The 15,811-nt window shown below is 37.5% G+C and carries 12 protein-coding genes; 10 read left to right on the plus strand and 2 right to left on the minus strand.

Annotated features, from left to right (window positions below; translation table 11 throughout):
* Positions 1-6: 6 nt before the first annotated feature.
* Positions 7-1,155 carry an efflux RND transporter periplasmic adaptor subunit gene (locus tag OLM57_RS04045; protein WP_264565959.1) on the minus strand — a complete coding sequence of 383 codons (1,149 nt, stop codon included), beginning with the start codon at positions 1,153-1,155 and terminating at the stop codon, positions 7-9.
* A gap of 249 nt (positions 1,156-1,404) precedes the next feature.
* On the opposite strand from OLM57_RS04045, the gene OLM57_RS04050 reads away from it, so the two are divergent.
* From OLM57_RS04050 to OLM57_RS04075, 6 genes are all read left to right on the plus strand, one after another.
* Positions 1,405-2,376 (plus strand): polyphosphate kinase 2 family protein, encoded by a 972-nt coding sequence (locus OLM57_RS04050; RefSeq protein ID WP_264565960.1) that lies wholly within the window; start codon positions 1,405-1,407, stop codon positions 2,374-2,376.
* Positions 2,377-2,396: 20 nt separating this feature from the next.
* Positions 2,397-4,067 (plus strand): SulP family inorganic anion transporter, encoded by a 1,671-nt coding sequence (locus OLM57_RS04055; RefSeq protein WP_264565961.1) that lies wholly within the window; start codon positions 2,397-2,399, stop codon positions 4,065-4,067.
* A gap of 162 nt (positions 4,068-4,229) precedes the next feature.
* Positions 4,230-5,597, plus strand: a complete 1,368-nt coding sequence (locus tag OLM57_RS04060; protein ID WP_264565962.1) for a rhodanese-related sulfurtransferase — start codon at positions 4,230-4,232, stop codon at positions 5,595-5,597.
* 6 nt (positions 5,598-5,603) lie between these two features.
* Positions 5,604-6,845 carry a peptidase U32 family protein gene (locus tag OLM57_RS04065; RefSeq protein WP_264565963.1) on the plus strand — a complete coding sequence of 414 codons (1,242 nt, stop codon included), beginning with the start codon at positions 5,604-5,606 and terminating at the stop codon, positions 6,843-6,845.
* Positions 6,845-7,075 carry a ferredoxin gene (locus OLM57_RS04070; RefSeq protein WP_264565964.1) on the plus strand — a complete coding sequence of 77 codons (231 nt, stop codon included), beginning with the start codon at positions 6,845-6,847 and terminating at the stop codon, positions 7,073-7,075. The genes OLM57_RS04065 and OLM57_RS04070 overlap by 1 nt, the downstream gene beginning before the upstream one ends.
* A 70-nt stretch (positions 7,076-7,145) precedes the next feature.
* Positions 7,146-8,657, plus strand: a complete 1,512-nt coding sequence (locus OLM57_RS04075) for a hypothetical protein (RefSeq protein WP_264565965.1) — start codon at positions 7,146-7,148, stop codon at positions 8,655-8,657.
* 183 nt (positions 8,658-8,840) lie between these two features.
* On the opposite strand, the gene OLM57_RS04080 is transcribed toward OLM57_RS04075, so the two are convergent.
* On the minus strand, positions 8,841-10,319 hold the full coding sequence (locus OLM57_RS04080; protein ID WP_264565966.1) for a DUF1254 domain-containing protein: 1,479 nt from the start codon (positions 10,317-10,319) through the stop codon (positions 8,841-8,843).
* Between the two features lie 324 nt (positions 10,320-10,643).
* Between OLM57_RS04080 and OLM57_RS04085 the strand changes: the two genes are divergently transcribed.
* The 4 genes from OLM57_RS04085 (at position 10,644) to OLM57_RS04100 (ending at position 15,767) form a co-directional block, all read left to right on the plus strand.
* On the plus strand, positions 10,644-12,029 hold the full coding sequence (locus OLM57_RS04085) for a stage 0 sporulation family protein (RefSeq protein WP_264565967.1): 1,386 nt from the start codon (positions 10,644-10,646) through the stop codon (positions 12,027-12,029).
* Positions 12,013-12,492 (plus strand): gliding motility lipoprotein GldH, encoded by a 480-nt coding sequence (locus OLM57_RS04090; protein ID WP_264565968.1) that lies wholly within the window; start codon positions 12,013-12,015, stop codon positions 12,490-12,492. Before OLM57_RS04085 ends, OLM57_RS04090 begins: the two co-directional genes overlap by 17 nt.
* 9 nt (positions 12,493-12,501) lie before the next feature.
* Positions 12,502-14,820 carry a penicillin-binding protein 1A gene (locus tag OLM57_RS04095; protein ID WP_264565969.1) on the plus strand — a complete coding sequence of 773 codons (2,319 nt, stop codon included), beginning with the start codon at positions 12,502-12,504 and terminating at the stop codon, positions 14,818-14,820.
* Between the two features lie 245 nt (positions 14,821-15,065).
* Positions 15,066-15,767 (plus strand): CoA transferase subunit A, encoded by a 702-nt coding sequence (locus OLM57_RS04100; RefSeq protein ID WP_264565970.1) that lies wholly within the window; start codon positions 15,066-15,068, stop codon positions 15,765-15,767.
* The last annotated feature ends 44 nt before the right edge of the window (positions 15,768-15,811 follow it).

Raw genomic sequence — 15,811 nt, forward strand, 5'->3', positions numbered from 1 at the left:
CGCTGATTATTGTTGAGCTTTACCTGGAATCCACTCAGTAATCTTTGGAGTTATAACGCTTCCACTTTTCAATAAGGATGTACCCCCCAATGCAATTTTATCCTCTGCTGTTAATCCATCCGTAACAATATATCCATCTTTGTAAGAAGGTCCGATTTGTATAATTTTCATCTGCACTTTATTGTCTTTATCCAAAACATAAACCTGGCTGATCCCCTGCATTTCTATAACGGCTCTTTGTGGAATTATTAATGCATTTTTACGAATATCCGTTACCAAAAGAATTTTTACATATTGACCAGGACGAATCAATCTGTCAGGATTAGGAAATGAAGCTTCAAATGTTACAGCACCTGTGGTTGGATCAATTTGTCTGTCTGCAAAACTTATTTTTCCTGCTTGTGGGTAAACAGATCCATCTGACAACAACAATGAGACTAATTCTCCAGACCCTTTTAAACTAGAATTATCCTTTTTTATTTCTCTAAAAATTCGAAGAAATTCTTGCTCACTCATAGTAAAACGCACCCTTACATTTCCTATATCGGATATGGTATTCAGTACTGTTGATGATCCAGGCTGCACATAATCACCAACTCTTACTTTTGAAATGCCAATTAATCCAGAAATCGGAGCGATAATTCTGCAATATCCCAATTCTATTTTTGCGTTTTCAAGAGTTGCCTTAGAAGCTTCTATTCTTGCAATTGAAGCATTATAAGTTGACTTTGCGGCTATTAATTCACGTTGACTTACAGCGTTAATTTTAGCCAAAGGTTCAATCATTTCAAAATCAGATTTTGATTTTGCCAAACGTGCTTGTGACTCTGCCAAATCCCCTTTTGCGATATTAACTTTTTCTTGATAGGGTAGCGGATCTATAGTATAAAGCAGCTGTCCCTTCGTTACTGCATTTCCCTCTTTAAAATTGAGACTTTCTATCAAACCATCAACTCTGGGATTAATTTGAATATCGGATTGACCAAAAGATTGTCCAGTATATTCAGACTCAAGCTTCACATCTTCTTGCAAAACCTCAGCTACTGAAATTTCAAGTGTTTTGATTTCAGGTGCTGATTCCTTTTTACAAGAGAACCAAACAGTTGACAATATAAATAAAACAATAAGGGTTATAAATTTTCTTAGCGTATTCATCAATTTTGATTTAATAGTTAATACGCTAATTTAATATTTTTTACATTATTATTATAATTAAAAGTTAAAAAATATCTTTATATTCGTTATACAAATGTTAATATTCTAAATACCTTTAGAGTTCATTGTTTTTTGGGCTCAAATTCATCTTTCTATCGCTTAATAACATATAAATTTAAAATTTGAAGTAAATTTCTTCTTTTAAATTTTGAATCACAGTAATCATTTAGTAATTAAAAAGTAATAATTATGTCAAAAAACAATAATAAAGACGCAAATAATTTTGAAGAAAAAGCACGTGACTTGAGTAATGTGAGCAAAAAAGAGCTTGTTAAAAGAGCCAAGAATTTCTCAAAACAATATTGTGTTGGTAAAAACGAAGATTTTCGACTTAAGGACTATGAAACAAAAGCCAGTTTTAATTTAGGCCCAGAAGGAAAACCGTTAGTCAATGAAACACTGCAAATAGGTGTTGATGCGCTGGCTGCCCTGCAAGACATATTGTATGCACAAGACAAATGGTCACTTTTGATCATTTTTCAGGCAATGGATGCTGCAGGAAAAGATGGTGCCATCAAACATGTAATGTCTGGTGTAAATCCACAAGGTTGTCAAGTCTCTTCATTTAAAGCTCCAAGCCCCGAAGATTTAGATCATGATTATCTGTGGCGTTGTCAAAAACATTTGCCAGAACGAGGACGCATTGGAATTTTCAATCGTTCCTACTACGAAGAAGTTTTGGTAGTACGGGTTCATGAAGCTATTTTAAAAGGACAAAAACTTCCGGAGAAATTGATTACCAAAGATATTTGGGAAGACCGTTTTCAGGATATCCGAAATTTTGAAAAATATTTAAATAGAAATGGAACAATTGTCATAAAGTTTTTTCTAAACGTTTCCAAAGACGAACAAAAAAAACGTTTTATCGAAAGGGTAGACGATCCAGACAAAAACTGGAAATTTAGCGCCGCCGATGCCAAAGAACGTGGTTATTGGAATGATTACATGCACGCTTACGAAGAGTTAATCAAAAACACCTCAACCGAAAAATCACCTTGGTATGTCATTCCTGCCGACAATAAATCGTATGCCCGAATCGCCATCGCTTCAGCCATTATTACTGCTTTAGATGAAATGGACTTGGAATATCCTACTGTAAGTGCTGCCAAAATAGCCGAATTGAATGCCGTTAAAAAAGCATTACTTGAAGAGAAAGACTAATATACTTTATTCTGTTTTGAATGATGATTTCAAAAATTTTTCCTATCAGTGTCTGGATTGCAGCATACAATACCAAAACCTTAAAAAGTGACTTTATTGCCGGAATTACCTTGGCTGCCTATGGAATTCCGGTATCGCTCGCTTATGCAACTCTCGCTGGGCTTCCTCCTCAATACGGAATTTATGGTTATCTGATTGGCGGTTTATTTTATGCACTATTGGGTACAAGCAAGCAATTAGCCATTGGTCCCACATCGGCAATTTCCTTACTTATAGGAACAACCATTGCTGATATGGCCCATGGAGATGTACAGCGTTGGGCCGATATTGCCTCGCTCACTGCCTTAGTTTTTGCAGGAATGGCAATACTTGCTTATCTATTAAGGTTGAGTGGGATTATCAATTTTATCAGCGAAACCGTTTTGGTTGGTTTCAAAGCGGGTGCTGCCATAACCATTGGTTTAACCCAGTTACCCAAACTATTTGGCATAAAAGGAGGCGGTGACAATTTTCTAGATCGCGTACTTACACTTATTCAACAACTACCAGACACCAATATCGCTGTATTTACTTTTGGCATTACCGCCATTTTCATACTAATTGTTGGCGAAAAAAAAGCGCCTGGTCGACCCATAGCTATACTTGTTGTAATACTTTCGATTTTAATTATTTCGACAACATCATTAGGCCTACAAGGGTTTAAAACAGTTGGAGTTATACCTACAGGGCTACCTGAATTTCATTTGCCTTCACTACGAATAAGTGATGTAGACGGAGTACTTCCGCTCGCAATGGCTTGTTTTCTATTATCCTATATCGAAAGCGTATCGGCGGGAAGAACATTGGCGCAAAAAAATGGATACAACATTGACCCTCGACAAGAATTACTGGCGCTTGGTATTGCCAATGCTGCCGTGGCGTTAGGCCAAGGATATCCTGTTGCAGGAGGCTTGTCACAATCTGCTGTAAACGATACAGCTGGAGCCAAAACACCATTATCTTTAGTATTTACATCAGCAGCAATTGCCATCTGCCTGTTGTTTTTAACCGGATTTCTCCAAAATTTGCCAACCGTAGTTTTGGCCGCTATTGTATTGGTAGCCATAAGAGGCCTTTTTGACGTAGTAGAATTAAAACACCTTTATAAGATCAACAAACAGGAATTTTACGTTGCCATGATTGCCCTTGTAGGGGTTCTCATTTGGGGAATCTTAACAGGTGTTTTGCTGGCTGCCATCGTTACTTTGCTGTTATTAATCAAAGCAACTTCAAAACCCACTGTCGCTTTCTTGGGCAGAATTCCCGGGACCAAACGCTATACCGACATTGCCAGACATCCAGACAACGAAAATATAGAAGGCGTATTGATTGTTCGAATCGAATCGGCGATTTTGTATTTTAATTCCGAATTTATAAAAGAACAACTATGGCTCAAAATCAATAGCGAATCTGACTCCTTAAAAAACGTAATATTGGACCTAAATTCCTCTCCCCGAATCGATATTGCCGGAGCTCGTTTTTTGAAACAGCTTTTTATCGATTTGAAAGCCAAAAATATTTCATTAAAAATTGCCGAAGCCCGTTCCGAAGTTCGCGACACATTACGTTCAGAAAATCTGGAAGCACTTTTGGGTCACATTAGCCGTTCTGTTTCGGTAGATGATTTAGTAGTTGAAGCGACAAAAAAATAAGCAAGAGCCAGTTTCTGTAAATCTTAACCAAAATTGGTAAATCACAAAAAAACCGCAAATTAGAACCCAAAAACTCTAAAAATTTACTAAATTTGCGCCCGATTTCGGATGCGTTATTTCGAAATTAACCTATATTTTTCCCAACTTAAATTAGTTTATAGCATGCAACTGTACAACACTTTAAGCGCAGAGGAAAGAGCCACTATGATTGACGATGCCGGAAAGCAACGTCTCACATTGTCTTTTTATGCCTACGCGCAAATTCAAAATCCAACACAATTTCGTAACGAATTATTTCTAGCTTGGAACCCTCTTGAGGTTCTGGGAAGAATTTATGTTGCCCACGAAGGTATCAATGCCCAACTTTCGCTTCCGGCAGATCATTTCTACGAATTCAAAAATACTATTGAACAATACGATTTTATGAAAGGAATCCGTTTGAACATTGCTGTAGAGCATGACGACCATTCCTTTTTGAAACTCACCGTAAAAGTCCGCGACAAAATCGTAGCCGATGGATTGGTTGACGAAACTTTTGACGTAACCAATATCGGAATTCACCTAAAAGCACAGGAATTCAACGATTTACTCGAAGATCCAAATACGATTGTGGTTGATATGCGCAACCATTACGAGTCCGAAATTGGTCATTTCACCAAAGCTATCAGACCCGATGTGGATACTTTTAGAGAATCATTACCAATCATCGAAGAGCAATTGGCCGAGCACAAACAAGACAAAAAACTATTGATGTATTGCACTGGTGGTATTCGTTGCGAAAAAGCCAGCGCTTACTTCAAACACAAAGGTTTCGAAAATGTCTATCAACTCGAAGGCGGTATTATCGAATACACCCGCCAAGTAAAAGCTGAAGGTCTTGAAAGCAAATTCATTGGTAAAAACTTTGTATTTGACCACCGCTTGGGCGAAAGAATTACAGACGACATCGTTTCGCAATGCCATCAATGTGGCGCACCTTGTGATGTACATACCAATTGTGCCAATGAAGGTTGTCATTTACTTTTCATCCAATGTGAATCCTGTAAAGAAAAAATGTATGGCTGTTGCTCCACCGAATGTGTAACGGTAATCCATCTTCCGGAAGAAGAACAAAAAGCCATTCGTAGAGGCATTAAAAACGGAAATAAAATCTTTAAAAAAGGAAAATCTGAGGTCTTGACGTTCAAGAACAATCAAGATCCTTTGGCAAATGTTCCTAATCTTAGCGATTTAGTGAAATCAAAAACTGTAGCTAAAAGAGAGCCCAAAATAAAAAAACAATACGTTGGAAAAGGAACCCACTTTTTTCCAAAACCAAGTATTGCCCAATTTTTGATTGAAGAAAATGAAATCAACGTTGGGGACAAAATCTTAATCAAAGGTTCAACAACCGGAGAGCAACAATTGATTATTGAAGAAATGTTTGTCAATGAAATTGCTTCCGCAAAAGCGATTGCTGGCGAGACTTGTACTTTTAAAGTGCCGTTTCGTATTCGCTTATCTGATAAATTATATAAAATTTTAGACTAATTTATCATGACAACAAACAACAAAATAGAATTAATGGCTCCCGCAGGAAACTTCGAGTCGTTACAAGCAGGATTAGACAACGGAGCCGATTCCGTTTACTTTGGTGTAGAACAATTGAATATGCGAGCCCGAGCAACGGTCAATTTCACGATGGATGATTTACCGGAAATCGCTCGTCGTTGCGAAGCCAAAAACGTTCGAAGTTATTTGACATTAAACACCATCATTTACGATCACGATTTATCGGTAGTGAAAACTTTATTGGCGAAAGCCAAAGAAGCTAACATAACAGCCGTAATTGCTTCCGATCAAGCTGTAATTGCGATGGCAAGAGGAATCGGCATGGAAGTTCATATTTCGACCCAATTGAACGTTACGAATATCGAAACCATCAGATTCTACAGCTTATTTGCCGACACGATGGTATTGAGTAGAGAGTTGAGTTTACGCCAAGTAAAAAGCATAACCTCCCAAATAGAAAAAGAACAAATCAAAGGGCCCAACGGCAACTTGGTAGAAATCGAAATCTTTGGTCACGGTGCTTTGTGTATGGCAGTTTCGGGAAAATGCTATTTGAGTCTGCATTCGAACAACTCCTCTGCAAACCGTGGTGCCTGCAAACAAAACTGCCGTAAAAAATACACCGTTATCGATCAGGAAACCGGTTTTGAAATTGAAGTAGATAATGAATATCTAATGTCGCCAAAAGATTTATGCACATTGGATTTTCTGGACCAAGTAATTGATTCCGGTATTCAAGTCTTGAAAATTGAAGGTCGTGGCCGTGCACCTGAATATGTGGCAACAGTAATCAAAACCTATCGTGAAGCAATTGACTCTTATTACGAAGGCACTTTCTCTAAAGAAAAAGTAACCGTTTGGATGGAAGCCCTTAATACAGTTTACAATCGTGGTTTTTGGGCAGGGTATTATCTCGGACAGGAATTAGGGGAATGGAGCGATGTTTCGGGATCGGTAGCTACGCAAAAGAAAGTATATGTGGGCAAAGGAACCCATTTTTTTCCAAAAGCCGAAATCGGTCAATTCAAGATCGAAGCTTACGATATCAAAGTGGGTGACAAAATATTGGTGACAGGACCAAGTACCGGAGCCCAGGAAATGATTATCAAAGAAATGTACGTAAATGATGTAACGGCAGACAAAGCTACGAAAGGCGACGATTGCACTTTAAAACTGCCTTTCAGAATTCGAATGTCCGACAAATTATACAAAATAGTTGAAGCCTAATGGTTATCGTAACGTTGCAAAGAGACAAATGTATTGGCTGCAATTATTGTGTGGAGATGGCACCCATTCAATTTCAAATGTCCAAAAAAGACGGAAAATCGGTGTTGATCAAAAGTGTAAACGCCAAAGGTTTTTACACGTTGAAATCGCCCGATCATACGATTGTTGAAAGTTGCGAACTCGCTGCCAAAGCCTGTCCCGTGAAAATTATTTCGGTCAAGGAAACCTAAGTAATTTAAATAATTTCATAAAGTTGTATCTTTGATAGAAGTAAACTGTACTAATTCAATTAGAGATATAATGAAAAGCAGTTTTAATATTACAAAAACAATACATTCAGGCGCAACTTATTTGTTGTGCTTGTTGACCTTTAGTTCTTTTTCTCAATCTACAGAAAAACAAACCATTCGCATTGAAAAAATGGAGTATGCCTACAACCCCTCCATTGTAGAATCAAACGGTGGATTCAATTCGTTTTCTAATTCTCGGGTTATTTTACCAATCAATGCTGAGATAGCTGAGAAAATGAAACAAAGTGTTTTAAGAGCCCTTGATAAACGATGGAATGCAGTTGTTTTGAACCCTCAATGGGATTTTAAAGAAATATCACCCTACAATAAGCCTCCAAAATTTAAAACCAATTTAAAAAAAGAAGCACCTGGTAGTTGGCATTTGTTTCTACAGGTAATTGATAATGGTCCTTACCCAATAACCGGTAAGAGCAGTTCTCCTTTTAACCCATACCCCGCCTTTGAAAGCTTGGATTATGCTCCCTATTATTTACAATTCAAAGTATCTCTTATTGATGGAAACAACGAATCAGTACTATTTTCGAATGAGATGACGGTCGAAATGCAACGATCTACTGTTCCCGCAGGGCAAATTTTACTTCGCAAACTTCCTGCACTTACCGATTCTTATCTTCAGGCTTTTGATACAGCCATTCAAACATTATTTGCTGCTTCTCCCCAAAGTGAGTTAAAATTGAATGTAACTCCTGTCTGTTTGTTTTTGGATACCGATAAAACATTGGCGAATGCCAAAAAATTAAATTTCGTCACAAAAGACGATTCCATTATTGAGCTTATTCAACTCAAACAAAAATGGATTATTCAAAATAGCAAAACCCGAAAAACGAAAAGAAAAAATAATTTTGGTTATAATTTATTCAACTCCACACTAACCACTTTAACAGGTTTGAGTACTGATAAAATAAGAGCAATGGGATATGTGACAAAATTTGGTTTTATAGATACCAATGATAATGCTCATTATTTTTGTGAAGTTCATTTTATTGAAGAGACTCGAGAAGAGAAAGAACGTGAAGTAACAAGGGATGCCAATGGAACTAAAGTGTACAGCAATTATCTCAATGGCAATTTAAACGTAAATCGATCGTTGGACTCTAATAAAATGTGTTATTTGATTCGTGAAAAAGACACCATTGCACACTTTAAAATTACAATAGGAAATCGTGCAGATTCCAAAAAACACTTCTCTCAATATTGGGATGGTAAAGACGAATCTACTATAAGCCCAATGCCTGAGCTTTGGAACAATTCGGCTTCGGGACAAAACTGGTATATAAGCCCATTCACCCTTGAAGGAGAAGTAAACAATGTGCCTTTTATCATTGAAAACAGTAAAGCAGGAAACCAAATTGATATTGAAATTAGTGGTCAAGAAATTATGACATTAAAAATATACAATAACAAACCCGTATTCGGCATTTTATATTCGAATTCTGCAGACGAAAAAGTTACAAACCTTTTGATGATGCTGTCGACAATGCCTTTCAATTCTATTTTTTGAAACAACAATTTTTTACTTTTCAATACTATAATCAGCAATATTAGAATCGAAAAAGATTATTTGAGCAGGCAGTATATAGCTAAGTCATATCCTGCAAAAATCATTTCGGTGAAGAAAACATAAAAAAATCCTTAATTCCGTTTAAATACAGAATTAAGGATTTTTTATATCTAAAAACAAATACTAATTAGCCTGAACAATTCCTGGAGGACTCCAGGTTCCAGAACCAGCAGGAAGTATAGAAGGCTGTTCCGTTTTTGGCCAATACAATCGCATTACCAAATAAATTGGCCCGTTTGGAGCTGGCAACCAGTTGCTTTGTTTATCAGTTCCTGGATTGTCTTTTTGAATATAAAGTGTCAACGATCCATCCGCATTTTTTTTCATGTTCGACAACATCGGAGAGTTTATCAAATAGCGATTGATCGGATTCTTAATCAAAAATTGCGTTTTACCATCATACATTGTAACCGACCAAAAAGCGTTTACTGGTGGCAACTGACCTGCCTTGAAAGTAAGAGTATAATTGTGCTTACTGCCGTCTAAAGTTTGGCCTGTAACATCTTCTCGAGTCATTGGGTACATCGCCTCAACAGCGTCATTGCCATAAATTCCACCTTTTGCAGCAGCAGCACGTTTTAGCCAGTCTCCACTATAGAAAGCGCTATCGCCGAAAACAGACCCGACATTCCAGCTATTAACTTTTTTTATTCCAGAACCGCCTTCGGTCAAAAATTTCGAAACTTCAGCATCGCCTGCTTTCATGGCCAACAAAATCGCTGCTTTGTGTTCTAGCGACAAATCGGCAAATTCAAACTTTTTATTGGGACCAATACCTATAGTGGCAAGCTTGGCCAAAATAGCTTTGTTTTCGGCAGTTTCGGGAATAAATGCCAGTGCTGCATCCAAATATTGATAAAAATTAGCCTTGATTCCCGCAGTATTGGCAGGAAGAAAATCAATTTTTGGCGCAGCAGCAGGTGCAGGCTGATTCAAAAATTTGGAAAGCGGTTGTGCTTTATACCCTGACTGCACTTTGACCACATTGGGCATATCGGCAGCATTAAAAAGCTGGGTACGAAAAATAGTAAGTCCAAATGGAGTAGTCGATGTAAACATCTTTTTGATTCCTTTGGGTAAAGTGCCTTTCCAATCTGGACCCACAACAAGATAATTTCCAGCTTCAGTTCCTGTAGCACGGCTGCCAATGTAACCATAGTTGTAGACATTTCCATCGATCAATTGTACCGAGTAATAGCGTTTTTTGTCTACCGCAGGTACCGAAATTACCATAGGTTCTGCGCGCAAATCCAACCATAGCATCGAATAGGGAGTGTCACTATTTGGGGTGACTACAGTTGTATCTTCGTATGTAAAAACCCGATGCTCATTAGTAACTTGATTAAAAGGCCCCTTGTATTGCCCTGAGTTTTTGTCTACACTAAACTCCTGCATCACGGCATAGTTCATTACTATTGGCAATCCGTAAACAAAAGCCTCTTGGGCAATAGCCTTGGTCTCGGCTATACTTGGAACTTCAATTCCCGCCAATTTATCAGCTTGTTCGGCTTGGTTGATCGCATCGTTTTTTTTGCAGGATTGAAATGAAGCGCTCAAAGCCAAACTAGTGAGGGCTAAGTAGAGAAACTTGGTTGTTTTCATGGTTTATTATTTTAAATGTTAACAGTTTGAAAGGCAATTCACCCCAAATTTACTATTTTTTTTAAATCTCACCTACAATGCAAGTTATGAATTTATTCTAAAATTTTAGTTGTGGAAATTACTGTGGTTAAGTAAATACATTTTATAAATTGATAACCAGTAGTAATCATCAAACTCAGAAATTTTAATCCTTCTTTTTTAGTATAAATTTATGATTTTTTGCCCTTTTTTAGCGTTGTAACATAAACCAAAAAAATACTATCTTTACCGATTAAACGTTTTAAGAACTTAAATTGCGTTCGTCGCAATACTACATATAAAATTATGGCATGTACAAGTTGTTCAACTTCTGATGGTGGTGCACCAAAGGGTTGCAAAAATAATGGGACTTGCGGCACCGATAGCTGCAATAAATTAACGGTTTTTGACTGGCTTTCGAACATGAGTTTGCCCAATGGCGAAGCTCCTTTTGACTGCGTTGAAGTTCGCTTCAAAAACGGAAGAAAAGAGTTTTACCGCAATACCGAAAAATTGACTTTGAGTATGGGTGACATAGTTGCAACTGTCGCTTCACCCGGACATGATATAGGAATTGTAACCCTTACAGGCGAATTGGTAAAAATTCAAATGAAGAAAAAGGGAGTCAATTATTTAAGCAATGAGGTTCCAAAAGTGTATCGAAAAGCGACTCAAAAAGACATCGATATCTGGACCGTAGCAAGAAATAAAGAAGAGCCTATGAAAGTTCGCGCCCGTGAACTTGCGATAGCCCAAAAACTCGAAATGAAAATTTCGGATATCGAATTTCAAGGCGATGGGTCGAAAGCTACTTTCTATTACACCGCCAACGACAGAGTCGATTTCAGACTTTTAATCAAAGATTTTGCGAAGGAATTCAGTACCAGAGTCGAGATGAAACAAGTAGGTTTCCGTCAGGAAGCCGCACGTTTGGGCGGAATTGGTTCTTGTGGTAGAGAATTGTGTTGTTCTACCTGGCTAACCGATTTTAGAAGCGTAAACACATCGGCCGCACGTTACCAGCAATTGTCTTTAAACCCACAGAAACTAGCAGGTCAATGTGGCAAGTTAAAATGTTGCTTGAATTACGAATTGGATACTTACATGGATGCCTTGAAAGACTTTCCGGAGTTTGACACCAAATTGGTTACCGAAAAAGGAGATGCCATTTGCCAAAAACAAGACATTTTCAAAGGATTAATGTGGTTTGCCTACACCAATAATTTTGCCAATTGGCATATTTTGAAAATCGATCAGGTCAAAGAAATAATAGCGGAAAACAAATTGAAAAACAAAGTCTCCGCTCTTGAAGATTATGCTATTGAAGTGGTTGCAGAGCCAGAACAAAATTTCAATAACGCGATGGGCCAAGAAAGTTTAACCCGTTTTGACCAACCGAAGAGAAAGAAAAAACCAAGCAAAAAACCTAGAGTTGCAGGCGAAAATGTTATTGTTCCCAACAATGCAAACAAACCAACTATTCAAAAAACAAACGCTGCGATTAATCCAAACGTTGCCAACAAAGAAAATCCAAACAAGGAAAATCCAGGTGGTAATAACAATCGCAACAACCGCAATAAAAACAACAATCGCAATAAGCCAAATCCGAACCGACCGGCTACTGCAGAAAACAAACAACCAGAACAACCCAGAAAACCTATAATTATTAAAAAGAATGAGACTAAAGAATAGTTTTTTACTCCTTTTGGTTGCTGTACTCCTTTTTTCATGTGATAAAAAAAGAGTTTTTGATGAATATAAATCAGTAGGAAGCGCATGGAATAAAGACAGCATCGTCACTTTTGATTTACCCGTTTTGGATTCTACAAAAAGGTATGATTTGTTTGTAAATTTGAGAGACAACGACAATTACAAATACAACAATTTGTTTCTGATTGTATCTATGGAAAGCCCAAATGGATACACAAAAGTAGATACGCTAGAATACCAAATGGCCAATCCAGACGGAACGCTACTGGGAGATGGTTTTACAGACCTGAAAGAAAGCAAACTGTATTACAAAGAAAACGTAAAGTTTAGAGGGAAATACAAAGTACACATCAAACAAGTTGTTAGAGAAACCGGTAAAGTTCCCGGTGTTGCCCTTTTGGACGGAATTACCGAGGTAGGTTTTAGAATAGAAAAAAAAGAATAGTAAACAATTATGGCTGCTAGAAAAAATAATACACAGACTAAAGGCATCGAAAAAGATGTGAAATATTATTCAAAGAAATTTTGGCAAATTTTCTTTTACGGACTGGGAATCATCGCCTTGTTTTTCCTGTTTGCCTCTTGGGGACTTTTTGGATCCATGCCTTCTTTTGAAGACCTGGAAAATCCAGATTCCAATTTGGCGACCGAAATCATCTCTTCAGATGGTGTTGTTTTGGGTAAATATTTCAAGCAAAACCGTTCAGCATTAAAATATTCCGATTTGCCTAAAAATCTTGTAGATGCCTTGGTTGCTACCGAAGACGCCCGTTTTTATGAGCATTCGGGAATTGATGGAAGAGGAACTTTGAGAGCAATTGCCAGCTTAGGAACAAGTGGTGGAGCAAGTACCTTAACACAACAATTGGCGAAACAATTATTTCACGGAGAAGGTTCTAAGTTTTTGCCTTTTCGAATTGTACAAAAAGTTAAAGAATGGATAATCGCCATTCGACTAGAAAGACAATACACCAAAAACGAAATCATAGCAATGTATTGCAACGTATATGATTTTGGGAATTATTCTGTTGGTGTTAGCTCTGCTGCAAAAACGTATTTTTCGAAAGAACCTAAGGATTTGACCATCGATGAATCGGCTATTTTAGTTGGAATGTTTAAAAATTCCGGACTATATAATCCTGTAAAAAACCCAGTTGGTGTAAAAAACCGAAGAAATGTGGTGCTTTTGCAAATGGAAAAAGCCAATATTATTACCGAAGACCAAAAACTTCAGTTACAAAGCCTTCCTATTACATTGCATTTTAAACTAGAAAGCCATAGAGAAGGAACAGCCACGTACTTTAGAGAATACCTTCGTGATTATATGAAAAAATGGGTTGAAGACAACAAAAAACCCGATGGTTCTGACTACGATATTTACAAAGACGGTCTAAAAATCTACACTACCATAGATTCCAGAATGCAAGCCTATGCCGAAGAAGCTGTGGCTGCACATATGGCAAACCTGCAGGAAGAATTTTTTATTCAAAACAAAGACAACAAAAACGCCCCTTTTGTAAATATTTCTGAGGCAGAAACGCAGCGTATTATAAATCAGGCCATGAAATCGTCACACAGATGGAGCGCCCTGAAAGAACAAGATAAAAGCGACGAAGAAATTATCAAAACCTTCAGTGAAAAAACCAAAATGACTGTTTTTACTTGGAAAGGAGAAAGAGATACAATAATGACACCTCTAGATTCTATTCGTTATTACAAACACTTTTTACAAGCTGGAGTAATGTCTATGGAGCCTCAAACAGGCAATATAAAAGTTTGGGTGGGCGGAATCAATTATAAATATTTTCAATACGATCACGTTGGCCAAGGAGCCAGACAAGTGGGATCTACTTTCAAACCATTTGTTTATGCTACTGCTATCGAACAACTAAATATGTCCCCATGTGACTCTATTCTGGATGGCCCATTTATCATTCGTAAAGGGCGCCATCACGTAACCGAAGATTGGGAACCAAGAAACTCTGATAATAAATACCGCGGAATGGTAACCCTAAAACAAGCATTGGCCAATTCGATAAACACCATTTCTGCAAAATTAATTGATAAAGTGGGGCCAGAAGCTGTGATTGAATTAACACATAAATTGGGCGTAAAATCAGAAATTGTTACCCAACCGTCTATTGCTTTGGGAGCTGTAGAAATTACAGTAGAAGATATGGTTGCAGCCTTTAGTACATTTGCCAACCAAGGTGTTTATACCAAACCACAATTTCTATCAAAAATAGAAAACAAAAGTGGCGAAGTAATTTACGAACCCATTCCGGAATCACATGATGTATTGAACAAAGACATTGCATTTGCCGTTATAAAATTACTCGAAGGGGTTACAGAAACAGGTTCTGGAGCACGATTGAGAACTCAAGGAGGTGGAAATGGAGACAAACGTTGGACAGGATATCCATATATGTTTACAAACCCTATCGCCGGAAAAACAGGAACCTCACAAAACCAATCTGATGGGTGGTTTATGGGAATGGTACCGAACCTAGTAACTGGAGTTTGGGTAGGCTGCGAAGACCGTTCGGCTCATTTCAAAAGTCTTACCTATGGGCAAGGAGCTGCAGAAGCATTACCAATTTGGGGGTATTTCATGAAAAAATGTTATGAAGACAAAACCTTAAACGTATCCAAAGAACCTTTTGAAAGACCTAAGAATCTTTCTATCAAAGTAGATTGCTATGTACCTCGTGCAGCCACCGTTATAGACAGCACTGCAACACCCGAACAAGACACCGAAGAGTTTTCATTGTAAAACATTCCATAATTTATTATTCGAAAAACCATTTTAGACAATCTAAAATGGTTTTTTTGTTTAGCGCCATTTATGAAATTTAGAAAAATAACAATATGTTTATTTTGCTAAATTTACTGTATAGATTCATTTTGTTCAATTGAAGTGTCCTTTTTAATGCTTTAAATAATAATACTTCACAGAAAACAAAAAATGACCTAATTTTACAAAATCAAAGAAATCGATATAGTTCTAAATAAATCAGTATGATTAACAAAAAAGTAAATAGCGTTCAAGAAGCGCTACAAGGAATAGAAAACGGAATGACCCTTATGCTCGGTGGTTTTGGATTGTGTGGTATACCCGAAAACTCCATTGCCGAATTGGTTCAAAAAGAAACCACCAATCTAACCTGCATTTCAAATAATGCCGGTGTGGATGACTTTGGACTCGGATTGCTGCTTCAAAAAAAACAAATCAAAAAAATGATCTCTTCGTATGTAGGAGAAAATGCTGAATTTGAACGTCAAATGCTTTCCGGAGAACTTGAGGTTGACCTTATCCCACAAGGAACCTTAGCCGAAAAATGTCGTGCTGCTCAAGCAGGAATTCCAGCTTTTTTTACTCCGGCAGGTTTTGGAACCGAAGTCGCAGAAGGCAAAGAAGTTCGTGAATTTAATGGCAAAATGCATATTATGGAACACGCCTTCAAAGCCGATTTTGCTATTGTAAAAGCTTGGAAAGGCGATACCGCTGGAAACCTCATCTTCAAAGGAACCGCCAGAAACTTCAACCCATGCATGTGTGGCGCAGCCAAAATAACAGTCGCCGAAGTAGAAGAATTGGTCGAAGCTGGAACATTAGATCCCAATCAGATTCATATTTCGGGAATTTTAGTGCAGCGCATTTTTCAAGGAGAAAAATATGAAAAGCGAATAGAACAACGTACAACCAGAAAAAGAGCATAACCACCTCGCTCAGGAATTAGAAAAACACAGCAATCTTAGAATTT

It is taken from the genome of Flavobacterium sp. N3904 (genome assembly GCF_025947305.1).
In the GTDB taxonomy this organism is placed as follows: Bacteria; Bacteroidota; Bacteroidia; order Flavobacteriales; family Flavobacteriaceae; genus Flavobacterium.